The 23,339-nt window shown below is 38.5% G+C and carries 29 protein-coding genes; 6 read left to right on the top strand and 23 right to left on the bottom strand.

The genetic code is table 11. The features are described 5' to 3' along the window. Positions 1–13: 13 nt before the first annotated feature. The 15 genes from C5Q96_RS08035 to C5Q96_RS07975 all read right to left on the bottom strand — a co-directional run bounded on the left by C5Q96_RS08035 (position 14) and on the right by C5Q96_RS07975 (position 10,763). Positions 14–1,120 carry a P22 phage major capsid protein family protein gene (locus C5Q96_RS08035; RefSeq protein WP_106057861.1) on the bottom strand — a complete coding sequence of 369 codons (1,107 nt, stop codon included), beginning with the start codon at positions 1,118–1,120 and terminating at the stop codon, positions 14–16. A 5-nt stretch (positions 1,121–1,125) separates the two neighbouring features. Beyond that, complete coding sequence (locus C5Q96_RS08030; RefSeq protein ID WP_158696731.1) at positions 1,126–1,743, bottom strand: phage scaffolding protein; 618 nt, start codon at positions 1,741–1,743, stop codon at positions 1,126–1,128. A gap of 169 nt (positions 1,744–1,912) precedes the next feature. Then, the gene (locus tag C5Q96_RS08025) at positions 1,913–2,257 is read right to left on the bottom strand and encodes a hypothetical protein (RefSeq protein ID WP_106057859.1); all 345 of its coding nucleotides are present in this window, start codon (positions 2,255–2,257) and stop codon (positions 1,913–1,915) included. A gap of 62 nt (positions 2,258–2,319) precedes the next feature. Further along, positions 2,320–2,640, bottom strand: a complete 321-nt coding sequence (locus C5Q96_RS08020) for a YjcQ family protein (RefSeq protein ID WP_106057858.1) — start codon at positions 2,638–2,640, stop codon at positions 2,320–2,322. Beyond that, positions 2,640–2,900: a hypothetical protein gene (locus C5Q96_RS08015; protein ID WP_106057857.1), complete on the bottom strand. Its 261-nt coding sequence runs from the start codon at positions 2,898–2,900 to the stop codon at positions 2,640–2,642. The genes C5Q96_RS08020 and C5Q96_RS08015 overlap by 1 nt, the downstream gene beginning before the upstream one ends. Further along, positions 2,897–4,531, bottom strand: a complete 1,635-nt coding sequence (locus tag C5Q96_RS08010; RefSeq protein ID WP_106057856.1) for a phage minor capsid protein — start codon at positions 4,529–4,531, stop codon at positions 2,897–2,899. The genes C5Q96_RS08015 and C5Q96_RS08010 overlap by 4 nt, the downstream gene beginning before the upstream one ends. Before the next feature lie 25 nt (positions 4,532–4,556). Continuing rightward, on the bottom strand, positions 4,557–6,068 hold the full coding sequence (locus tag C5Q96_RS08005) for a phage portal protein (protein WP_106057855.1): 1,512 nt from the start codon (positions 6,066–6,068) through the stop codon (positions 4,557–4,559). Then, complete coding sequence (locus tag C5Q96_RS08000) at positions 6,068–7,468, bottom strand: terminase large subunit domain-containing protein (RefSeq protein ID WP_106057854.1); 1,401 nt, start codon at positions 7,466–7,468, stop codon at positions 6,068–6,070. The genes C5Q96_RS08005 and C5Q96_RS08000 overlap by 1 nt, the downstream gene beginning before the upstream one ends. Continuing rightward, entirely contained in the window at positions 7,449–8,261 is an 813-nt protein-coding gene (locus C5Q96_RS07995) for a terminase small subunit (RefSeq protein WP_106057853.1), read from the bottom strand. Before C5Q96_RS07995 ends, C5Q96_RS08000 begins: the two co-directional genes overlap by 20 nt. A gap of 234 nt (positions 8,262–8,495) precedes the next feature. Further along, positions 8,496–8,891, bottom strand: a complete 396-nt coding sequence (locus C5Q96_RS07990) for a helix-turn-helix domain-containing protein (protein ID WP_106057852.1) — start codon at positions 8,889–8,891, stop codon at positions 8,496–8,498. Positions 8,892–8,933: 42 nt separating this feature from the next. Then, the gene (locus tag C5Q96_RS07985; RefSeq protein WP_106057851.1) at positions 8,934–9,746 is read right to left on the bottom strand and encodes a rolling circle replication-associated protein; all 813 of its coding nucleotides are present in this window, start codon (positions 9,744–9,746) and stop codon (positions 8,934–8,936) included. 234 nt (positions 9,747–9,980) lie between these two features. After that, positions 9,981–10,154 (bottom strand): hypothetical protein, encoded by a 174-nt coding sequence (locus C5Q96_RS08685; RefSeq protein ID WP_158696730.1) that lies wholly within the window; start codon positions 10,152–10,154, stop codon positions 9,981–9,983. Further along, on the bottom strand, positions 10,147–10,320 hold the full coding sequence (locus C5Q96_RS08680; RefSeq protein ID WP_158696729.1) for a hypothetical protein: 174 nt from the start codon (positions 10,318–10,320) through the stop codon (positions 10,147–10,149). The genes C5Q96_RS08685 and C5Q96_RS08680 overlap by 8 nt, the downstream gene beginning before the upstream one ends. Beyond that, positions 10,313–10,513: a hypothetical protein gene (locus C5Q96_RS07980; protein ID WP_106057850.1), complete on the bottom strand. Its 201-nt coding sequence runs from the start codon at positions 10,511–10,513 to the stop codon at positions 10,313–10,315. Before C5Q96_RS07980 ends, C5Q96_RS08680 begins: the two co-directional genes overlap by 8 nt. Beyond that, positions 10,503–10,763: a nucleoside triphosphate pyrophosphohydrolase family protein gene (locus tag C5Q96_RS07975; RefSeq protein WP_106057849.1), complete on the bottom strand. Its 261-nt coding sequence runs from the start codon at positions 10,761–10,763 to the stop codon at positions 10,503–10,505. The genes C5Q96_RS07980 and C5Q96_RS07975 overlap by 11 nt, the downstream gene beginning before the upstream one ends. A gap of 97 nt (positions 10,764–10,860) precedes the next feature. Here C5Q96_RS07975 and C5Q96_RS07970 point away from each other — a divergent pair, with 97 nt between their 5' ends. The 4 genes from C5Q96_RS07970 to C5Q96_RS07955 all read left to right on the top strand — a co-directional run bounded on the left by C5Q96_RS07970 (position 10,861) and on the right by C5Q96_RS07955 (position 15,518). Continuing rightward, on the top strand, positions 10,861–11,520 hold the full coding sequence (locus C5Q96_RS07970; RefSeq protein ID WP_106057848.1) for a helix-turn-helix domain-containing protein: 660 nt from the start codon (positions 10,861–10,863) through the stop codon (positions 11,518–11,520). Positions 11,521–11,556: 36 nt separating this feature from the next. After that, positions 11,557–12,480: a tetratricopeptide repeat protein gene (locus C5Q96_RS07965; protein ID WP_106057847.1), complete on the top strand. Its 924-nt coding sequence runs from the start codon at positions 11,557–11,559 to the stop codon at positions 12,478–12,480. A 267-nt stretch (positions 12,481–12,747) separates the two neighbouring features. Then, entirely contained in the window at positions 12,748–14,271 is a 1,524-nt protein-coding gene (locus C5Q96_RS07960) for an RNA-binding domain-containing protein (protein ID WP_106057846.1), read from the top strand. A 149-nt stretch (positions 14,272–14,420) separates the two neighbouring features. Further along, positions 14,421–15,518, top strand: a complete 1,098-nt coding sequence (locus C5Q96_RS07955) for a tyrosine-type recombinase/integrase (RefSeq protein ID WP_106057845.1) — start codon at positions 14,421–14,423, stop codon at positions 15,516–15,518. A 238-nt stretch (positions 15,519–15,756) separates the two neighbouring features. On the opposite strand, the gene C5Q96_RS07950 is transcribed toward C5Q96_RS07955, so the two are convergent. Then, positions 15,757–17,622, bottom strand: coding sequence for an AMP-dependent synthetase/ligase (locus tag C5Q96_RS07950; RefSeq protein ID WP_106057844.1), 1,866 nt, complete (start codon positions 17,620–17,622; stop codon positions 15,757–15,759). A gap of 254 nt (positions 17,623–17,876) precedes the next feature. Here C5Q96_RS07950 and C5Q96_RS07945 point away from each other — a divergent pair, with 254 nt between their 5' ends. Together C5Q96_RS07945 and C5Q96_RS07940 are read left to right on the top strand one after the other, a co-directional pair. Then, positions 17,877–18,596: a hypothetical protein gene (locus C5Q96_RS07945; RefSeq protein ID WP_106057843.1), complete on the top strand. Its 720-nt coding sequence runs from the start codon at positions 17,877–17,879 to the stop codon at positions 18,594–18,596. A 269-nt stretch (positions 18,597–18,865) separates the two neighbouring features. Continuing rightward, positions 18,866–19,390 carry a hypothetical protein gene (locus C5Q96_RS07940; protein WP_106057842.1) on the top strand — a complete coding sequence of 175 codons (525 nt, stop codon included), beginning with the start codon at positions 18,866–18,868 and terminating at the stop codon, positions 19,388–19,390. A 57-nt stretch (positions 19,391–19,447) separates the two neighbouring features. Here C5Q96_RS07940 and C5Q96_RS07935 read toward each other — a convergent pair whose 3' ends face one another. The 7 genes from C5Q96_RS07935 to C5Q96_RS07910 all read right to left on the bottom strand — a co-directional run bounded on the left by C5Q96_RS07935 (position 19,448) and on the right by C5Q96_RS07910 (position 23,306). Further along, positions 19,448–20,107 (bottom strand): hypothetical protein, encoded by a 660-nt coding sequence (locus tag C5Q96_RS07935; RefSeq protein ID WP_106057841.1) that lies wholly within the window; start codon positions 20,105–20,107, stop codon positions 19,448–19,450. Next, positions 20,091–20,489, bottom strand: coding sequence for a DUF3114 domain-containing protein (locus C5Q96_RS08840; protein ID WP_273066906.1), 399 nt, complete (start codon positions 20,487–20,489; stop codon positions 20,091–20,093). The genes C5Q96_RS07935 and C5Q96_RS08840 overlap by 17 nt, the downstream gene beginning before the upstream one ends. Before the next feature lie 219 nt (positions 20,490–20,708). Beyond that, positions 20,709–21,347 carry a hypothetical protein gene (locus C5Q96_RS07925; RefSeq protein WP_106057839.1) on the bottom strand — a complete coding sequence of 213 codons (639 nt, stop codon included), beginning with the start codon at positions 21,345–21,347 and terminating at the stop codon, positions 20,709–20,711. After that, complete coding sequence (locus C5Q96_RS07920) at positions 21,344–21,970, bottom strand: DUF3114 domain-containing protein (RefSeq protein WP_106057838.1); 627 nt, start codon at positions 21,968–21,970, stop codon at positions 21,344–21,346. Before C5Q96_RS07920 ends, C5Q96_RS07925 begins: the two co-directional genes overlap by 4 nt. 60 nt (positions 21,971–22,030) lie before the next feature. Next, entirely contained in the window at positions 22,031–22,504 is a 474-nt protein-coding gene (locus tag C5Q96_RS07915; protein ID WP_106057837.1) for a hypothetical protein, read from the bottom strand. Then, on the bottom strand, positions 22,435–22,725 hold the full coding sequence (locus tag C5Q96_RS08675) for a hypothetical protein (RefSeq protein ID WP_158696728.1): 291 nt from the start codon (positions 22,723–22,725) through the stop codon (positions 22,435–22,437). Before C5Q96_RS08675 ends, C5Q96_RS07915 begins: the two co-directional genes overlap by 70 nt. After that, positions 22,713–23,306 carry a DUF3114 domain-containing protein gene (locus C5Q96_RS07910; protein WP_277612256.1) on the bottom strand — a complete coding sequence of 198 codons (594 nt, stop codon included), beginning with the start codon at positions 23,304–23,306 and terminating at the stop codon, positions 22,713–22,715. Before C5Q96_RS07910 ends, C5Q96_RS08675 begins: the two co-directional genes overlap by 13 nt. Positions 23,307–23,339 lie beyond the last annotated feature (33 nt).

The following is a 23,339-nucleotide window of genomic DNA, read 5'->3' as shown; positions in this document are numbered from 1 at the left end:
AAGGCCTCCTTGCTTATCCAAGCACTCTTGTCGCAAGTTCAGGATAAATTGCTGTGTAACCGTAGAGTACATCCATTGACAGCATCTCTTTCTTCTTCGTCATGTCATAACCCCTTACTACACGAAGAGAAATTCCGTTGTGGCTAGTTACGTAGCTCTCAACTCCTGCTGGTGCCTGAAGTGGTCTTGTTACATACGCAAAAGCCATAGGATTAAATGCAAGGTTTGCAGTGTGGCTCTTGAGCAGCACTGCCTGCACATCTGCATTTGCTGTGATCTTTGGTGTTACATTAACATGGATTTCATCTCCAGAAGCTGATGTATCCTCTGTGACTAAATACTGATTACCCACAATAGTGATAATGTCTCCTTTTACAAGGTTTCCAGTCATGCCTGTTCCTTTAAGAACAACTTCATCGGAATCTTCAACCTGAGATTTAACGGTGATTTTATCCCCAGTAACCTTAAGCGTACCTGAAGTATGCTTTCTCACAGCCTGGGACATGTAGTTATCAAGGCCCATTACTCTACCGATTGATCCTTCTCTGAGAGCACTGGTAGATCCTGACTTCTCAGCATTAACGATTGCTGGTACAGTTGAGAATGCAGCATCAGCTTCGGTGTCCCACACTCCAACTCTTCCAGCAACTGGCACGAGCTGCTTATTAAGCTGCTTTCTTACATTTGCAAGATCCGTTAGTTCAGATGGTGTCGTACCTGCCTTTCCTACAGCTGTAGGAATGAACTTATATAGATCTAGTCCATCATTGTTAATCTTCTCTGCCAGAGCGACTGCCGCTGGTTCAAGGAATAGTCTGTTTAGGTCATCTACGTTAGTAGCTCTCTGTATTGCGCTAAACTCCACATCTACTGTAGCTAGCTTATCTAGCTTAACCTCTACAGATTCCTCATTGATTCCCTGTGGCTTAACTCCCTGTGACTCATTGAATTCCTCTGCAATGAGTTTTACCGGCTTCTTAACCTGAATCTTGGTTCCAAGTCCTGGAACAAAATCATTTGAGAAATCTCTGTGCACTAGGTTAGGGAACACTAGATTGTTCATTAGTCTAGGCAGTGTCTGTCTTGCGATATTTTTTACTTCAAGAAAATTGTTTGGCATAATTCTTACTTCCTTTCTTTTTCTTCGAGTCTTTTGTAATACTCTTCATCCGATAGTTTGTCGAGATCAGGTTCTGTCCCGCCTCCGTGATTTCCGCCACTTGAGAATCCACCTGCTCCGCCAGTTGCACCATCGTCGCCATCATCCTTTTTAAACAATGCCGGTGATGCTTCCATCATTGGCTTTAGGATGTCAGATAGACCTATAGGATTACCCTGGCTATCAAAAGCAAACTTATCGATGCCACCATGCTTATACACGATGTAATCAGGATCCAGTGCACCTTGACCTCTTAGTGCATCCTTTAAGGCGTATTCCTTTTGTAGGTCGCTAGTCTTCTTTTTCTCTGCTGCAATATCAGCATCATACTTATCCTGTAGCTCTTTGGCATCATTACGCAGCTTGTCAACATCGACCCCATCGAACTTATCGACCTTCTCTTTCAGACCCTTGATAGTCTGTTCAGCTGTATCAAGTTCTTTCTGTTTGTCCTGTGCTGTCTTGTCCTGTGCTGCTTTAATGTCTTTGCCATTTTCTGCAAGGATGTTTTCGACGGTATCTTTCAGCTTTTCATCAGATACTCCAGCTTCCTTCAAAACTTTCTCGATCTCTTCTCTTTTCATTGTGTCCTCCATTCTTTTATCCGCTACGCCATCTTTTACGGCAGGCGACGCCGATGCGGCTCACATTTTACGCCGATGAGCAGGCGAGTAATAAAATTCCGTCAGTTTTACGCCTTGACTGGGCGAATATAAAAAACAGAGGTGCGCACCCTCTGCAATTTATCTGATGTTATAAGCACCCTGCCTCTTCAAATGCTTTTTGTAGTTTAGGAGCTTGAAGTGCTATCCAGTCAACTATCTCTTCGTTTCTTGCCCATTCTGAACTTACATCAAGCCCAGATTCATATAGAAAGGCATGCACAATCTCATGTCTTAACACCTTCTTTTTATATAAATTGGGATTAGCAACTGTTTCCGAAGTTGGTTCAAAGTCATCAATTACAATCTCCTTTGAATAAAATTCACATATGCCATCTGCATTTTCTAGCTTGGCAGTTTCTTTTCCCTTTTGCCTCTTGATGCTATATTCTGTTCCAAGTATATTTACCTCGTCTTTTAATTCTAAAGATTCCATTGTCACTCCTTTTCTTTGCATGCAAAAAGCAGACCGATTGGCCTGCTTTAAAAATCTAATTATTACTTAATACTTGAACCTATTGTTATTACATTAGTTGCTATCCTCATGAATTTTTGCATTGAGCTGTTTTCATGAAGGTACTGCGCTCCCTTCAATGTAATCCTAGCCTCTTCAATATCAACCTTTGTTTCTCCGAGCACATTCTTGCTTATCTCAACACCTCGAACATAACCCTCTTCAATAAGATTTCTCATGACCATAAGCCACTCTTCATCCGATACATTTAAGTGTTCAGGACTAATAAGTGTGCCCATGTATTCAACATCTTTTGCAGATTCTAAATTTTTCAGAATCTTGTATGCTGTTTCAAGCGTATTCATTATTCCCCTCCACCTTTTCTATCATCATAATCATCACATGCATCTAAAACGCGATCATATATCAATTGTGCACCTTCCCCAATCTCGTTATAGAACTCCATCTTTTTATCAAAACCATAGCATAGAATCATGTCATCAAGAGCATCAAGGTATTTCCTAATATCAGTACGTTCCAATTTAATTGCTGCTAGCTCAGACCATTCCTCTACATATGGTTTTAAAAACTCTTGTTCTTCACCGCTTATTTCTACAACAATCATATCCCTCTATCCTTTCTGTTAGTTTGTACAAGCATACCAGTTTTAGGATTATATGTAACTTGGCATCCTGAGCCTATCAACACTATAGTGTCTTTATGACGTTCGGACTTTTTCTCTTTTCCATTAGTAATACAAGCTTTTAATTGCTCAACACTAACACCTGCTCTATTATATTCTCTATCCAAAGCAGAACGCCCAATCATTCTGCCGACAAAATGAGAGGAATAATCCATAATCTCGATATTCTGTGGCGTCTTTAGCCCCATAATCTGCTCTTCAATCTGACGCGCTGTTTCTCTATATACAAGAAACCCAGTTAGTGGGGAAAACTCAGCTTTATTAACAGATAACACATATTTTTTGAATAACTTGTACTCAGGAGGGTTATTGTACTTCATGTCGTAATAGCTTGCAAGTGTTTTTCTCATTCCTTGACCTTCAAGAGAATAAGCTTTACGAAACCACTGGTAATATTTCCTCGCTTCCCATTGAGATTTACCGGCTTCACCTTTTCCAAAACCTGCTACTATCATACGGTCATGCTGTGATGGCATGCCTGTCTGATCTTCCAGGTTCTTCAATTTTTCCATATATGATCGCATCTTTACACTGGATTCTGTTGTATCAAGCCCTGCAGCTTCTTGCATTAGGTATTCTCGTTTCCATCTCCTCCGAGCTCTTTCGTAATACCTCTGCATCTGAGATACTTCATACTCTGTATATTTCTTGCCATTGTATAAGTAATCCTTAGCTACATATTCGGCCAACATCTGATCGCTATAAGCAGGAGTTGATAATCCAGGATAGAACGGATGGAAATTGTGCCTGCAATTATATCCGCATAACCCTGGTCCTGTTCCGTACCCTGTAGCTTCATAGAAGTTAGGGTATCCCGGTTCCTTACCATGTAGTTTAAACACCTTGCCTTGCCACACCTCATGTTCAGGACGCGCTCCGGCATGTGCTGTCGTTTCCACGTATTCGCTATCCACATCTTCCGCTCTTGCAAGCTGCATATCTCCAGCTGTCTGATTAATACCGGTCACAATAGCTCTTCTAGCTGCCACTTCTATATTGTCCACACGCCCCGAAGGATACCTTACTGACTCAATCCCTTTTTCAGCTAATGCCTTGATTGCATTTCTTATGGCTGTTTCTGTATCAAATGCTCCGGATATTACTTGCATATATGCTTGGTCAAGTATCTTGCTAAACTGTTTGGATGCATTAGCTGCAGTACTTCTCGTGAGATTGCGAAAAGCTTTTGCCGTTCGTCTATATCCGGAATTCATTACAGCTATCAGAGATGGACTAGCTTCCAGTGGTGGGCATTTCTTTCCTGCAATTGTATGAATCCGATCATCATTAGCTATTGTTTCCATCCCTGCTTCTTTCATGAGTTCCTTGATTTCTTGAATGCTTCTACCTGTAAGCTGAGACAGTCTCCTGTTTATCTCTGCCTCAAACATACCCATAGCTTCGAGTTTCCTCTTCTGCCATTGTGCAGCAGGGATATAGAAATCATATGTGGATATACGCCTTGCCATGTCGGCTAATATTGCTTCCTCTGTTTCTCTATATAGTTCAAGCAATCCTTCTGGTGCTTCATGTAAGAATTCCGGTGTAAGCATACATCCTCCTTAACTATCAGCTGCTTTATTTTTGATTAAACCCGAATGGATCCTCTTCATAACTACTTTCAGGAATATTAGCTTTTGCAGTGTCGTCACTTTCTCCATACCACTTAGCTCTATACTCCCATTTATTCATAATACCTTCCCTTACATCCTGCATGTCTTGAGCCCTTTCAGATGCACTATCAGTAATGAAGCTATCTCCAAGGTCTATTTCAATCTTTGTTTCTGGATCTACCGTGCCACCTCCAAGCTCTTTCTTTACCCATAGGATTGATCTGATAAGTGATTCAAGTGCATCTTTGACAATAAGAGAGTGTTTCCCTGTATTTCTAGTCAAATCTTGACGTCCACCAAGATATTCTGTAGCGGTTACCTGAACAGATCCTGTACCACTATTGAAGTGATAGAACTTTGTCCCCAGTCCACATTTAAACGATAGTAAATCTAGTTGAGCCTGAACCCCTTCTACGTTCTCTGATACTCTGAGAGATGGATTGTGTTCCTGAATAAACTTCTTTGTGCCGTCATCATCTATCAGGTCATCACCTGTTTCCACAAATAGCTGCTGCGCTACATCATCAGGAGTAATGGTCTCTCCTCTTTCATTTCTACGAACAATACGGCTATTCATGAATACCTTTTTGCCTCCAAGCTTGAAGTCCTTGTTGAAATTGTTGTATGCAAGGTCTACTCCTTCAAGGTTGTCTAGTGCATTCGCAAATACGGAAATTCCTAGTGGAGAGCCTGGAGATATATTGTTCTCGATATTTGGCATAACGATAGAAAACAGAGGAACGTTTCCCCCTGTTGTCATTTCTTCAAGTATTCCATCTGGAAGTTCTTGCTTTATAAGGCTACCCTCTTCAGCTTTGAAGTACTCGTTTGTAATTACGTACTGCCCATCTACCAGCCTGTGAGTTTCAAGATATATCATCTTCACACCTAACTGCAGCACCTCAGATGCAAATACAACCTCTGTTATCTTGCCCGCATGTACAGATAGAGGGATTATGTGATCTGCAGATAGATATTCGATTCGAATGTCTATATCCGGATTTCGGATTATCTTATCGTTCCTACCGAGCTTTATATTTTCGGCTCTTAACACAAATGCACCTGTACCAAATGCAAAGCTCTTTTCTATCAGTCGGTTACCTTGCTGACGAAAGGCATTGTTTCTAAGTACACCCTTGAATATATCTTTCTTAGGTGTCTTGTCTTCTTTTCCATCTTCATCAGCATCCTTTTCTCCGAGTATGTATGTCTCGGATGCTTCATCATCGATGGCAATATGTAGCTCATCATTCAGTAGTCCTGATGCCCAGTCTTCGCACACCTGCTTCGCCATCTTTAGTGTATAGAGTTTACGCTCTTTCTTCTTGCCATCTAAACCAACCTCTGCAAAAGTGTGGAATGGAGCATAATATCCCATCCACCAGTCTCTCCATATCGATATATTTTGGTAGTAGCTACTATCAAGCTTTATGTCGTATTTTTTATTTAAGTAATCAATAACGGTATTTATATTCATCAGTTACTCCTTTTGGATTCAGGAAGCAGCTTTTTCATAAATCGCTCCCATGAATATTCCCATGCGTCTAATATATCTATGTCACTGCTAAAATTATCTAGGCGAACATCCTTTCCCTTTTCAGCTTCCTTTGGATCCCATATCGCTGACTTCAAACCGGCTATTAGAAGTTTGCACTCCGGTAATACCTTCATCCTTCCACTAGCCAGCAATGTATTACCGCAGTACACACGATCCGTAATCTTCTTTTTTGCACTATCACCTATGCTTGCTGTGATACCTGCTGCCCTGCATGCTTTAGCTAATCCGTTTATCAGATACTGTGCTTCATTATCGGCGAATATGTAGAGTATAGGAATTCCGGGAAAATCCCTCTTCAGCTCCTTGTAAAATATCAAGAAGCTCTTATTAAGCTTGTCAGGATCTATATCACCCTTTTTCCCTTCGATGTTTGCATCTTTTACTACATCGACCTCCTGGAATCTGTAGTGGACTGCTGAAGCTACAAATGTTGTTAACGACCTGTTTCCTCCAAAATCTATCCCTATTGATATAAAGTGAATGGTTCTTAACCATTCCTGCTTTTCGCTATAGTCCTTGAATATCCGAATGTGTTTACTTGGATTATCAGCAAAGCTTTTATATATGACACCCTCTGCAGCACATCTCTCTCCGAGTATGTCTCTCCTGTACCATATTGTTTCAGGATCATAGTCTGCCATCAGTTCTTGCTGTCTCTGCTTGCTAATCGTTACGTTATCAAACAAAGTGAAATGCTCGTAATTATATCCACTAGGAAACTCACCTGCAGCTGCTTTCGCTGCGTACTTTTCTATGTAATCCTTGTATATCGCTGCATATGGATTATCAGGGTTTAAATCCCAAAAGAATTTACGCATCTTAGCTGCTGCCGTACGGTTGATACACTCTTTTATCATGGAGTCATGATGCAGATTTATCTCTGTAGCTATCCACATGCCGTACGAGTTACCACGAACTTTTTTATATGAGTCAGCTTTACCGCCACCTGCAAATATAACCACTCTTAGTTTCCTGTTTGTAGACGGTCCTTGTATATACAGAGCCTCGTTACCTTTAAATTTTCCCCAGTGACATTGCCCTCTGAATATGTGTTCAAGTCCGAATCCGTTTGCATCTCCAATGTTAAGTTTTGCATTTCCCAGGGTTGAACCACTAGCTAGATGTAGCTTGTCCTTTGTCCTCTTCAGCTCATGAGCAAAAGCAAATATGTTATCCGTTGTCTTACCTGCACGGATAGAACCTTCTGCGACATTATATGTGCAGTCTCTGGATCGCCTCATATATGCCTTGTGCTTATCTCCAAACCTGTAAGGAATGCTCTTTCTCTTAACAGGCTCTTTACTCTTCGGTACTGCCATATATCTCTTCCTCTAAGTCATCAACATCTTCAATCTCTGCCCCTTCTCCAGTTAAGGCTTTATTAACTGCAGCTGTCTTTGACTTAATATATTCAACTTGAGCCTTTTGCTCTTCTGTGGCTAAGTCCATATGATCCGCTAGCCAGGCTAGAGCCTTTTGCCTATCCTCGAGTTTAATTTTCTTCGTCTGCCCCATAGATATTTCAGCTATCAGAGTGCCATCAACTTTCGTATCGCTCTTGAATCTCATATAGCTTTGACTTGTTCCATCCTCTGTTTTTTCACTTCCAAATTCTACAAAGTCGGTTATATCCAAGAATGCAATATCTATGTATTTTTGGAAGATATCAGATGGATTTAACATAGCTTTATTAAGCCTGTTTTCCTTTAGCTCCCTAATACACTTTTTGATTTCAGCATTTTTCAGCATTCTGTATCCATTTGACCCTGCTGTTTTACGGCTACATTTATATGCTTTTTGGTATGCTTTTGTAGCATTAAAACAGGTCACATAATATATACAAAATAATTTTTGATTAGATGTAAGAAGTTTATTTTCGACAAGTTTTTCCGCCTCATCTCCGAGTTCCTTTTTCAGATGCTTTTCAGTTGCCTTTTTTGACTGCATTTTTTGCAACGTTTTTGGCGTTGCACTTTGCTCCCATTTCCCACGTCTTTTCCATGACCTCAAAGTCGACTCTTTGACCTCTAGTTTTTGGGCAATAAATATTAAGTTTTCACCGCTTTCATAAAGTTCCATTGCGGTCTTTTTCTTTTCTTCATTCGCCTGCATCGTTCTTCCTGCACTGTTTAAAATTCATTAAAAAAACAGCATGCAACGAAGCAGCTGTTCAAATCCGTCCTATCTGGTGATTTCTTTATACCCACGCATTGAAAAAGGACGCCTTGCAGCGACCTTTTCCGAATGTTTATAGCTTGGGAGAAAAACCTGTGTCTCTTCGACACTTTCTACACTATCATTTTATCAGGAAAAAAAGTGAATTGTGTGAATCTTACTTTTTCACTATTAAATCTTCATTTTCCAAAACCGTTTTAACTTCTTAGTTATTGTGCTTCTGTCATAACCAAGAAGCTTCCCTATCTCTTCCTGGCTTAATCCGTTTATGTAATAGCTACGCAAGATAGTTCTAAGCTCACTATCCGTTTGAGTCTCAATAAATCTCTCTGCATCAATTATCTTAGCTTGCAATTTCTTCTTTGTCGCAATAAGCTTTTTTATCAATTGGTCCTTGCATATTGAACCGTCATCATATCCCATCTCTATTTTAGGAATAGGATATCCAGTTTTATAATCTTTATAGAACGCAAAAGTATATGTGCTTTTAGGAGCACACAATGACATCTCTATTGCGTTTATTTCTTGCTTAATCGATATAAGCTCTTCCATTTCTTTTTTTGTCATATTTCATCCCACTTAAACAATCTTACTCGCTAGAGTAACTCATCATCTTCTGCAATTTTCTGTTTTTCGCATTCGTATAAGCAAGCTGAACCCAGAACCATTACCTCCGTTTTCTTCGTCTTGCCCAAACAAAGCCAATTGCCTTCCATCATGTTCAACAAGGCAATCCGTAAATGTGTACCTTGTCTTGTTGTTTTTATTAATAAGCTTAGAGATATATAGCCCATCTGATGGATCATTAATAATTCTCTCCATCTGGGATTTAGTTATAGCTTTATCTGAAACTATAGGATCAGGCTTTTCTAAATTTATGGAGCTACCCCAGCATCTTTTACTCTTACCCTGTCTAGCCATATATAGAGCTTTGCCTGTGATTCCGTATTCATCAAATTTAAGCTTGTCAGAATTTGAAAATCCAGCCTTCCACTTATCCTCTATGACATCTCTATCCACATTTCCAAATATCATGTGGATATGAGGTCTTGCTTTTGAGCCAGTATCATCTCCCTTGTGATTTGAGATTACATACACATATTTCACTGGCTCACTGGATCTCTTTTTCATCTCCCTGCGGACTCTTGCCACATAGTTAGTTATGTCCTTAAGTACCTGCTCTCTGTCATATGGCAGGTGAGCATCGTCATATGTGAGATCTATGCTAAAGTCTCCCTCTTTGAAATTAAGATTGCATAATCTGACAAAGTATCTCTGACTCCTTTTCGAATTAAGATTTTTCTGTGCCGGTGATGACTCATGTCTTTTTTCTGCTCTTTTTATAATTCTCTTCCTTGGAGACACATTATATATTTCTAACTCGAGATAATCTCCAGTGTAATATTTTTTCGTTCTTATCATAGTTACTTAAATGCCTGACTTGTTAATACTCATTTGAACTCTTAATCCGGCTTAATGCCGGATGATTTTACCGTATTGTTTCTTCCTATATATAAGGAAGAAAGTTTGAAGTTTTAATTCTATATATGAAAGCGGCAAGCATCTGTAAAAGTAGTATGTGCTCTTATATATTTATGTACGATTTTGAAAGAAGTATATCTTCTGCCTACCGCTGTCATATCTTATGTTTTCCATTTATGCATACACATATATACACACTAATAGGATTGTTAGTCCTGTAAGGAGTAGTACATCTGCTATCATGAATAATTTATTTGCCACATCCATCCTCTTCATTGCTGTGAATGATAGAGCTACTATTCCAACCATAAGACCTGTGATTAAGAAAGTTATTATTAAATTAAGCATTTTCTAGTTCTCCAGTAATATTATTAACCTCTTCAGTCTTCCATGCTGGCACTGTGGGAAATGCGCAAGTGGCGCATTTATCATAGTTATGCTTCCGGCACCACTTGCATATACCCTCACGCTGCTCTTCCGTATACATAGCTGCGATATCTTTTGACCTAATCAAGCGGAAAATCTCCTGCCATTTCTACATTAATAGGATCTTCGTATCTTGCAATGATTTCTGCCATCACTCTTTCCTCTTCTTCCGGGTCCGATCCGGGCGGTTCAAGATACTCATTCACTCTTTTTTCACCAAGTAGATCATCAAAGAATTTATGCACTCTACTTTTCCTCATGTGTTTTGGTTTAGCTTTCATTTGGGTTCCTCCCATCGGCTTCTTCAATAATTCTTCTCATTTGTCTTTTAAGTTTGTATTGAATTACTTCAGCTGTATTGATATTTAAACCACCTTTGAGTTGTGCAATCATAATTTCCACATCACCAATTTCTTCTGTGATGTCTTCTTTATTGCCCCAGGTTAGAGCTGTAATAAGTTCTGATAATTCTTCAATTGTTTGTTTAATCTGAAGTTTCTCACCGTAGTGCTCCCATATTTCTGCAATCATCTTGGCGCATAGATTGTCAATGATTTTTGTTTAACTTGTTTGACAAAAATTGTATAATTCGTATAACAAGTTTTACAAGGGCTTCTAGGAGGATTTTATGTCAACGCTTGGAGAAATTATCTATAAATATCGAAAAGAGCACAATTTAAGTATGGAAGCTTTTTCTAAAGCGAGTGGAATTAGCAAGGCTTACATCTCTATATTAGAGCGTAATGCAAGACCAGGAACAAACAAGCCAATAGCACCATCAGTTGAGACGATAAAGTTGGCTAGCGACGGAATGAACATGGACTTTAATAAACTTTTTAGCTTATTAGAAGGAGATATATCATTAGATCATTCAGACCGACCTCTTCCATCAAATATCATTCTACCTGCAGCACACAAGCTCCCTATCATGGGTACTATATGTGCCGGTGATGGTGTGGTGTGCGAAGATGATTACCAGGGCACATTTATAGTAGATACAGATGTTAAAGCAGATTACTGCCTGAGAGTAAGAGGAGACAGTATGATCGGTGCCAATATCTACGATGGCGATATAGTTTTTATTTCAAAGTCTTATGATTTTGTTCAAGACCAAATATACGCTATTGAAAGGTTAGATTACAACGAAGCTTCTCTAAAGAGAGTTACGCAGGATGGTGACACGTTGATACTTAATCCTTGTAATCCTGAGTATCATGCAATGGTTACTGACTACGAAGAAGTGAGAATAATCGGGCGATGTGTTGGTGTGCTGCATAAGTATGTGTAGTTAGTTAAAGCTAAGGAAAACAGAAGGGACATTTATATGGGTTTGTTTAATTTTTTCAAGCATCAAACTGTTAATAATACTGTTGAATCGAACAGTAAAGAAACGGAAATTGGTTACAATTTAGATTCAGAATTTAAACCAGCTGCAAAGTACTACAAATTTGATACAATTGAGCAGATCCAACGAATCCCTGTGCCAAAAACTAACTTTGAGTGCGATTGTGATTTTACACAGAGCGTAGAGTATGTTTTGCAACGCAAAGCCACAATTTACAAACAAGATGGCAATCTCGACTTGGCGATAGAATGTTTAAAAAAGGCTACTGAAATTATGCCATACTCACCCACATTCTACAGTGATTCAGATTATGAGCGTCTTGAGAACTATCTTAAGCAGGCACGGCGATTCGATGAGGCAAGAGAGGTAAACAAAAAGAGAACTTCTAATTCTGCAACAACTTCTTATATTTCATCATTGTCATACTTTAATTTGGTACTTCAAGAAGCTGGAGCTGTAGAAGTTCTCAGAAATCCAAATGTTTGCGGGGATTGTGCTAGATTTCATGGTCGGCTGTATGATTCGAATGCAGCTCACGGATTTCCTAATCCGGAGATTATGAAAAAGTATCTCGAAGTCAAACGCTGTGATTGTAATTTTGATATGTATCCATTTTTCTATGGTATGTCAATACCTACAGACGGTAATATGTCATCATTAAAAAAGCAAAGCAACCGTCGCTTTATTGATGATCGTACAAAAGCTGAAAAAACCGAATTTGAAAAAAACATTGCTGAATTTGAAGCTTTAAGTAAAGATAGAAAAGATTATGACTGGATCTGGGAGTTTTTACCGGAAATAGCACCAAAATCTTTTGGTGGATATCGAAACATGAAGAATAGGAATTCAAAAAATTATCAAAAGTTGGTAAAGGCGGCAAAAGACAAAGGATATAAAATCTAACCTGTTCCAAAATGGAACAAGTTCCATGTAAATATAAATATGTGTAACGATTTGTTTTGTGAGATCGTATAGATTTAATTATGCCGTTGTCGCATCAAGCGATGATTTGATTTATTATGTAGTGTCATGTGCGGTGCATGTGCGGATCCATAATTTATACAACCGTTGAAATTACAAGTCTTTAAGCTGAACATTCTCTAGGTATTGTTTGCTATCATGTGCGATGCATGTGCGGCATATGTTCGACATTAATTATATGGAGGAATTATGACAAATAATGATAAAATCGATATAGAAAAGATACTAAGCAAAGGTGAAAATGAACATTTTGAGTTTAAAAAAGCTCAAAATGAATTCCCAAAAGAAGCATTCCCAACTATAAGTGCCTTTGCTAATTCTTGTGGGGGAATATTAGTTTTGGGTGCATCTCAAAAAAATGGTGAAATATATCCGTCAGGAATATCTAATAAACAAAAAATCATCGACGATATGTTTAATGGTTTGAATAATCCTCAAAGAATTAACAAAAATTTAATAACAAATGATGATGTCATGAGCGTATTTTATCCTGATCAAGATACTGAACTGCTTCTTATTAATGTTCGAGCTGCATCTTTTAAAGAAAAACCAATTTATTTGAATGGCAATTCTAAAAACACATATATCCGTCAAGGATCAGGTGACTATAAATGTTCCGAAAGACAAATTAATGCTATGATACGAGATGCAGCTGAAGACTCTTATGATAGCAGGGGTTTAATTGATTGTAAATTATCTGATTTAGATCCAGAATCAATCTCCACATACTTAGATTTAATCAAAAAAAATAATCCTGAACATCCTTTTCTATTGCTATCAAAAGAAGATTTTTTAGTTAAGATTGGTGCAATGAAAAGAGATCGTGTTAATGATAATTTGCATTGCACACTTGCCGGTCTTCTTATGTTTGGATTGCATTCCTCAATAAAGGAATACTTACCGCATTATCATGTTGAGTATATTCATAAAGAAGATTTCCTTTTAAATGGCAAATTTAAAGACAGAATTATATATGACGGAACTTGGGGAGAAGATAACTTATTAACATTTTTTTCTATTGTTCAGGAAAAGTTATTTTTAACATTAAATGATTCCTCTGCTATTCTAGAGGATGGCACTACTAGAGCGGGGATTTCCAAGTTAAAAATTGCTATACGTGAAGCTTTTGTTAATTCGATTATTCATAATGATTTTTTAAATAATATCGGTATAAAGATCACTAGATATCCTCATTATATTGAATTTTATAATGGTGGTTCTCTAAGAATTAGCAAGTATGATTTTTTTAAAGGTGGACATTCTGAACCACGCAACCACTATATTCAGGAAATGTTTAGATTGATAAATATATGTGAGCGTGCGGGGTCTGGTATACCTAAAATTATGGATGCGGCAACAACTTACAAATTGAGAGCGCCCGAGTTAGAATCATCTTTTGAGTTTGTAAAATTTAAACTGTGGGATACAACTATTGTAGAAAGTGGTATAGTTGATAATCCAACAGAAAAAGAAATATTATCTTTTATACTAACAAAGACACTTGCAACTAGAAAGGATTTAGATTCACATCTTTCCATTCATAAAAATACAACATTAAAGTATCTTAATTCTTTGGAAGATAAGGGTTTGATCACAAAAGTGAAACTTGATGGTAATAAATATTATTACCATCTTAAGGAAAGTCCCCATATGGCAAATTATAACTTCGCCAACACTATTTATACATTACTTAATGATTTAAGTAATAGTTAGTTTAGCTATATAAACGACCGCACCTGCTGCAACAGGCACGGTCGTAGAAATTGGCATCGTTTGAGATACACAAAGTTCCGATAAAAGTATATCAGCGATGCCTTGTTATTACAAGCAGGGTATTTTTTGTGCTCGGAAATGGATATGTCATGGCTGATTATTACAAAAAGACATTTACCTTTGAGGGTAAGCGCAGATATGTGTATGGCAAGACTGAATTAGAAGCCATTGAAAAAAGAGCTATTCTTAAATCGCAACTTGAAGCTGGCAAGGTAGAGATTAGTCGTAATACTCAAGTCTTTATATGGATTAATGAGTGGCTAGATAATTACAAAGAGCCAGAAGTTAATTATCGATGGTATAAAGATATCCAGGCCATGTGTGATCGATTCATTATTCCAGCTATTGGTCATATGAGATTAAGCTCTGTTAAGCCTCTTCATATCAGAAAAGTGCTGAATCCTCTTCAGGATTATTCATACTCATTCAATGCTAAAATCTATGATATTTTGAATCAAATATTTAATACTGCACTTGAAAATGAACTCGTTGTGCAAAATCCTATGACCGGTATAAAAAAGCCTCAAGGAAGGACTCCTAAAAAGAGGCGAGCTTTAACTAGCGAGGAACGAGAAATTTCACTCAAGGTTGCAAATTATCACCGAGGCGGACTATTTATATTGCTTATGTTGTATTGTGGTCTTAGGCCTCAAGAGATCGTACCTCTGCAGTGGTCTGACATTGACTTTGTATCCAAACGTGTAACTGTGAATAAAGCTTTGAAATCAGACGGAATAGTTCGAGGATTTACAAAGACTAAAGCTGGAATGCGGAGCATACCTATTCCAGGAATATTGTTAGATAGGTTAATTGCAGAGCATGATGATATTACAAATGATTCATTGCTTATTTGTGCGAATACAAGAGGTGAAAGATATACTAAGTCATCTATAAACGATTTGTGGAAGAACTTTAAACGCGAAATGAATATAGCTGCAGGCTGTAAGGTTCATCCACAGAAGCACCAGGTTATGCCACCTTATTTTGTTCAAGCAGATCTAACCTTATATTGTTATAGACATACTTACTGTACCGACTTACAAGCTGCAGGTGTACCAATTAATGTAGCTAAGGAACTTATGGGGCATGAGGATATAGCTGTCACATCAAAGATATATACTCATAAATCAAATGCAGCACTTAACAATGCGGCAGAACTAATAGATAAATATAGTCGTGGGGTATAGCCTGTGGTATTAATCTAATAAGGGCTAAAATCACTAATAATAAAACGAGACTCTTAATCAGGGTGTCCAGGGTTCGAACCCCTGATCACGCACCAAAAGGCGCAACTCGATAGGGTTGCGCTTTTATTTTACATAGTCATACTTTGATAGCATTTAATTTTCACATCTTAAAAGCCATTTTTTAGTGTTATCTAAAAAATGGCTTTTGTATGGTTTTAAAGATTAGCCTCGTTTCTCCCTACTTCAAATCCTCCAGCTTATTATCCTGTCGTTTGATCTTGCGCGTAGTCGTCCTCACGAAATCTTCTTTGCGGACGTAGACCTCACGGATTCGCTTGAACGGAGCGAGCCCCATATTGAGCTCCGTGACAACTCCTTTTATGAGCGTTTCAAGCTCATCGTCTGATGGAACACTTCCGAGTTCATCCTTTATCTCGTCTTTATCTGGAAGAATCTGTACTGCAACTACATCCTCTGATTCGCCTGATGCGAATACCATCGAATCAGATATGTACTGATGTCTGTTGATATAGTCCTCAATTTCCTCAGGATAGATGTTCTCTCCAGCATTCGTTACGATTACATTCTTAGCGCGACCAGTCAGAAACAGCCAGCCATCCGCATCGAAGTATCCGATATCGCCAGTTCTGAGCCAGCCATCCTCAAGCACTTCCTCAGTTGCCTCGGGGAGGTTATAGTAGCCGAGCATAACATTTGGACCTTTAAATAATATCTCTCCAATGCCATTTTCATCCGGGTTAATGATACGCACTGTTCCAGTCTCCACTGGCACTCCTACAGATCCAGATTTATCATACCTCGTCTTAGAAGCGCTCTGAGGTGTGCCTGTAATTAGCGGTGTGCATTCGGTCATTCCATACCCCTGAAGCACCATAATCCCAAAGTCTTCAAAGTCCCTACAAATATCTGGTGCAAGCGCAGCAGCTCCTGTGATTACGAGTCTGAGCTTGCCGCCTAGTTCATTTATAATCTGCTTAAATAGAGTTCTGCTCACATTTACGCCGAACTTTCGCGCGCTGCGGCTAGCCTTCAGAGCTCTCCTGAACGTCTTTTCCTTTCCCGACTTCTTAGTGGTTTTCATGATTCGGCCGTGAATCATCTCGAGAACCCTCGGTACAACTATAACAACCGTATTCTCAGCTTCGTGCATATTCTTGACGATATATTTCATGCCCTCGCAAAATGCAGTGCTTGCCCCTCGATATAGCACGAGTAACATTCCGAGCGTGCATTCATAAGTGTGGTGAATAGGCAGTATCGAGAGCGTCTTATCCCATGGATGGATGTTCGCCACGCGGCACACATCCATGATATTTACCGTGATATTGCGATGAGTTAGCATGACTCCCTTAGGAGTGCCTGTAGTCCCTGAAGTGAAGAGAATTACTGCCATTTCGTCGGGATCTATTTCAGCATCTGCAAAAGAAGTATCTCCCCTTGCAAGCTTATCCTCTCCCTCCACTATCAACGCTCTCCATAGATAAACCTTCCTACCAGCCCTTTCAAATTTAGTCACATCCCTAAGAAGTGTCTTTGGCTCATCCTCGAGCGATACTCTATCGCCGTAAAATTCTGTGATTATAAGATCTGTGATTGTTATGATATTAGAGAGCTTAGGGGCACATTCAGATGAACAGATTACCGTATGGCAGTTTGACGCATCGAGGAGGTTCTTTATCTCTTCCCCACCGAGCTCTTTGTCGATTGGAACCACAACAAGTCCTGCATTCATAACCGCAAGATAGGAGGCTATCCACTCATAGCTCCCCTCTCCAATGATCGCAACGCGTCTCTCATCATCTACCAGCTCAAGCAGCATAGTGCCAATGGCTTCGACATCATGGCCTAGAACCTCATAAGATACGGGGATGTATTCTCCACCACGTTTTTCTTTTACCCAAAATGCAGGTCTCTCACTGTGCTTTTCAACGCTTCCAGCAAGAAGATCCTTGAGCGTTGTAATCTCTCGAATATCCTTGTACCAGTACCGACCACAATCCGAGCCTTTCTTCTCGATAAACGAGTTAGCTCCAAATGGGTTAGCTGTAGCCTCACTATTAATCGTGCTTCTCATATCATTCATAGCATGCTCTCCACACAAAATTACATTTAGTTAACATTAATCATACCATATATTCGATTTTAAATTAAGCAAATCGTCATGCTATGCATCACAATACCAGGCTCGAAGCATTCCCTTTTGCCTAGTAATCCGCTCGGCAATGTGTTTGATTTTATATAATCACCGTGTTGCAATTTTCACATAGCCTTTAGATTTTTCATTTATTTATTTGGTACAATAGGCAACATAAGTTATTCCGAACGTAAGGAGACAGTATGAATTACGCAAAGATTAGATCGATAGCGCACCTCGTGTCTCTCGTATGTCTACTACTCATCTTCGTAGTGTCTACGAGCAAGTACGTCGCTGCTGCTACTCAGTCCGATTCAGCTCGTACAGGCATCCCCGCAAAGATAACTGCTCAGCACAAGCAGGAATCCGACATTCCAGACTGCACTGAGATTGAAGTTGCTGTTGATGCAGCTGATTTGTCTGTCCCAACTATGACAGATTCAGCAGCTGACACTGTTGCTACTCATGCAACTACCACTTCTTATTCAGCTCCTTTAGTTTCAACTGGAACTAATACGATAAAGGCAGTCGAGGATGAGAAGGCAAAGAAGAAAGCTGAAGAGGAAGCAAAGAACAGCGAGTCGAGTCGCACAGCTACTTCCATAAAATACACTTATTCTGGAAGTGTACTCTCTAAGTCCAAGGGTACCAACAACGGTCCTTCTGGCAAGGAGACCTACTACAACCTCAACATGTCGAGAGTCGTATCAGCTATGGGCAGGTTTGGATATTCGTCATCTGACTACTGGGTTAGAGCTGACGGAGTTAAGATGCTAGGCAACTACGTAATGGTTGCAGCTAGCTACAAGACTCACCCTAAGGGTTCTTTAGTCCCAACATCTCTTGGAACTGGAATCGTATGCGATACAGGTGGTTTTGCGGCAAGTAATCCAACGCAGATAGATATAGCGACAAATTGGTAAAAATTTACGGCTTTCGTAATCGATATTATACCGGCAAAAGGATCCCTATAATCCCCGCGCTACACGAACATCGAAGCGAGAACCTCGGTCCGTCGGTGCACGGACCAATATATTTGCGATGATACGAATTAAGAGAAGCAAGCAATGCGCTGGCTTCTCTTTTGTTGATTCTCACTTATATTTCTGCAGCTAAGCTAAAATATTTCTAGCAGCTCCTCACGATTAGTTATAAGATAAAGATAGTTATTTGCAAAATACGAGGTACTAACATGGAGAGATATACTTTTTCTGCATCAACTGCTAAATCAGACATTTATGTAGGGCTTCTTTTCCCTGCTCTAATAATGCTGCCCATCCTAGCGATACAACTGATTCTGTTCTACCTTAAACTCAGTGATGTGACTAGGTCCCATCCAAATATTTTCATCTTATTGGTTTTTGCCTGTGTTAATTTCAGCTTTTATATCGCTAAAAAATTTCAATCGAGATTTGTCAAAGACTATACCGTCACACTTGACGGAAGCGAAGTTGCCATTCTGTGTGATGATATTGAGATTCTCTCGGGCACTGTGGTTTCTTGCAAATTCAAGGGCTCAAGTTCTAAATTTTTCGCTAAAGCTGCCTCATTAGATATCTTCACTGACTACGAAGATATAAAACTTCGCGCCAGAGCCAGGGAAGGTGGGAGTTTACTATCCCCTAACTGGAACCCTTTTGCAACAGGCAGCATATCTGACGTGGATACGCTCCTGTCACTGGGCAGAAGGCTTGAGAATATGCTGGAAGCTGAATGAATTTGGCGCCGACTAAAGAATAACAGAAAGCTCGAATACGAGCTTTCTGAAAATCGTCTACTGACTTTGCTCTGCTAAACGCTCCTGTTCCGCCTTCTTGTCCATCTTATACTGCTTACGGAATTCCTCTACTGAACTAGGTAGTTTCTTTATATCAGGTTTACTATACAGGAGGTAATAATATACATCTTTTCTATATGATTTCTTGTCCTCTGTTGGAGCTCCTAGCATATATTCTCCATTTTTGAGCTTACATACTATATCACCCACTGCACGAAAATCCTTCTCATAGTTTTTTTCTTTATAAAAAGAGATTACACCTCTATCTACTGAAGCTGAATCTTTAAATACAACTCTAGCCCCATTAGTGGGTTTCATTAAGTAGTTCCCATTTTCCATTTTATACTTGCCAAAGAAATAGATTATATTTTGCGCATAGCCAGCCCCATCATCTCCATAATCCTCTTGACTACGCCTGCTATCGTCATACATCAAAATATATGTCCCATCTTCTTTAAATTCAACATAATACCTTGATTGATCAGACTCTGGATACTCAAGTCCTGAACCTCCAATATATACTTTGTTTTTTTTAATCTCTGTAATTGGTTTAGGTTTAAAAAATGTTAGTTTCAGAACTACTGAAACTATAATCACAAAAACTATTAGACAAATTGCAATAACAACTATCTTTTTTACATTAATTGCTTCTTTCATGACTTGTCTTCTTTCTAAAATTATCTCGGCGATTTTTTATATCTTCGTTATACTTATACATATCCCTTTTCTCTGGTGCAATATATTTTTTATTTTCATTTAATACACCACTCTTATCTTTTACATACAATTCACTATCTCTAAATCTAGGTTCATATTTAGGTTGTGCTGGTTTTACATCGAACATCTGGTGATAATCATCATTTGCAGTTGCATAATTAAAGTTGGAGCAGTTAACCACGGCATCTTGTGTAGCGTCTTTATCTAAAAGAGTAAGAAATTTACCATCCCCATTGATTATAAACTCTGAACGAAATCTGGCATTGGTCGCAACCTTGAGATTTACTCCTCCATTTGCTGTACTGTGGCCGTCTGGGTATATATTCGTTGTTATTGATAAACACGTCTAACTTTTGCTCTATAAGAATTAACTTCACTAAGATTATCTATAGTCTCTCTACATTGGGCTTTGATTTCGGATGGGTCTAAATAAAATGCGATTTAAAGTGTCACTTAGTATATCATTACTTAATGCGAAAACAGAAAGCTCGAATACGAGCTTTCTGAAAATTGTCTACTGACTTTGCTCTGCTTAACGCGCCTACTCCGCTAGGCGCTCCTGCTCCGCCTTCTTATCCATCTTGAACTGCTTGCGGAATTCTTCTGGGCTGCTTGGAAGTTTTTTTATGTCGGATTTGTTGTATATGTAATAGTACCATTTCTTATCTATGGCTTTTTTGTCCATAGACGTTCTTGATAATATATAGTTCCCTTTATCATTTGTAAATACTCTTTCTGTCATGACTTCGTATTGACTGAATGTTCTAGTATAGTAATAATTAATTTCATTCGAGTTAACCGCACCCACATCCTTAAATTCAACATATGCAGATTTAGCCTTAGATAGGATATATCTGTTATTTCTATCAATTACATATTTGCCATAAATAATCTTTATATGCGGATGACTCCCGTCACCATCCTGATCATAATCATCAATAGTTCCTCTACTACAATCATCCATTAAGATAAATGTTTTATTTTTTTTAAATTCTATATAGAATCTTTGTTGATGGTTTTGTGGATATCTGCCATAGAAACCACATAAATACACATGATTATTTCTTATTTCCTTAATATAATCTGGTTTAAAACATGCATTTCTTATAATAACAAGCATTATCAGTACTATAATAATTGCGATAGAGCAAAGACCCATTTTTTTACATTTACTACTCATGATAGAACTCTTCCCTTAAATTTTTTCTGAAATTTATTAACATTATTTTCATATTGATTCATATTAGATAATTTAGGTGCAGCAAATATTTTTTCTTTTCCTGTGTTTGTATCAATTATTCTGTTGCCATATTTATCATGAATGTATCTAGCTTCTTCTCTAAATTGATGTTCATAATTGTAATTCTCACCAGCAGGGTTCACATCTAGGACTTGATGTATATAATCATTTTGCCTTGCATAGTTAAAGCTAGAACAGTTTACTTTTGCATCCTGAGTAGCATCTTTGTCTAAAAGGGTTAGGAATTTACCATCCCCATTAATTATAAACTCTGAGCGAAATCTCGCATTGGTAACAACCTTGAGGTTTATTCCGCCATTTGCATAACTGTGTCCATCAGGGTAATAAGTATTACTTCCATATTCGTCTTTATAATGCTTAAGGTGAAGTCTTGTAGACTCCTCCGCTGTCCAGTTCCAGATTTTCTCTTTTACTATATAGTTTATCAGCTTTTCTTCGTCTGTTCGACCTTTGTAGTTGTCCACTATGTATTCGGCCTGCTGGTAGGATATTACGTACCTAAAGAGATGTAGCTGCTTTCCATGCACACCACATGTTGTCATATACTTTGGTTACGACCAAAGGAAAACAGAAAGCTTGAATACGAGCTTTCTGAAAATTGTCTACTGACTTTGCTCTGCTAAACGCTTCTGCTCCGCTAGGCGCTCCTGTTCAGCTTTCTTGTCCATCTTGAACTGTTTGCGGAATTCCTCCGGGCTGCTTGGGAGCTTTTTAATATCGGATTTGTTGTAAAGAATGCAAAAATAACGATGTCTGTCATATGATCCATTATTTTTATCCATATACCCTAGGACATAGTATCCATTTTTTGTTAAAATAACACTTTTTTCTGCAACTCTACCTTGGCTCTTTGAAATACGCTTATCACTTTCGAATACTCCTCGGCTATAATAACTAATCTTTTTCTTTTTAACAGCATCTGTATCGAAAAATTTTATACCCGCACTATCCGTTGTAGTTAATATATAATTACCTTTTTTTACTTCATATATGCCAAAATATACTTCTATGCTCGGAGACCCACTGGTTCCATCTTCATAATAATCGTCCTCATTCCCCCTGCTATCATCTTGCATTGCAACAAAAGTACCATCCTCTTTGAATTCGATATAAAATCTCGGATCGTTTTCATTAGGATATTTTTTTCAAAACCTCCAATATATATTTTGTTAGTCTTAACTCTATCGATATATTGAGGATCTATAATTAATACTTTTGATGCTACTGCAAAACAACCAGTTATAATTATCATTGCAACAGCGAACTTTACTTTTCCTCTGTTGTTTATTTTTTCCATGATAACACCTCATTATTAAATGCTTTTTTACGCATTTCCCAAGCTTTCTCATCTTCTGTGTTAATGTGTTTTGGTGATATGAACTCTTTTCCTTTGATTATATCGCCATTATTATCTCTCACCAAATATGCATCATTCCGAAACTTTGGCTCATAATTATATTTTGGTTTTGCAGGATTAACATCCAAAACGGTGTGGATGTAATCATTACGACGTGCATAATTGAAGCTAGAACAGTTTACCTTGGCATCCTGAGTAGCATGCTCGTCCAAAAGAGTGAGAAATTTACCATCCCCATTAATTATAAACTCTGAACGAAATCTGGCATTGGTCACAACTTTAAGGTTTACTCCTCCATTTGCATAGCTGTGTCCATCTGGATACTGCTCACCCTTGTTATATGACTTAAGATGCAGCCTTGTAGACTCCTCTGCTGTCCAGTTCCAGATTTTCTCTTTGACTATATAGTTTATCAGCTTTTCTTCGTCTGTTCGCCCTTTGTAGTTGTCCACGATGTATTTAGCTTGCTGGTAGGATATTACGTACCTGAACAGGTGTAGCTGTTTCCATGCATACCACATGTTGTCATATACTTTGGTTACGACCAAAGGAAA

It is taken from the genome of Mogibacterium diversum (genome assembly GCF_002998925.1).
GTDB lineage: Bacteria > Bacillota > Clostridia > Peptostreptococcales > Anaerovoracaceae > Mogibacterium > Mogibacterium diversum.
The sequence above is the reverse complement of the archived record's forward strand: the minus strand, read 5'-3'. Positions and strand labels throughout refer to the sequence as shown.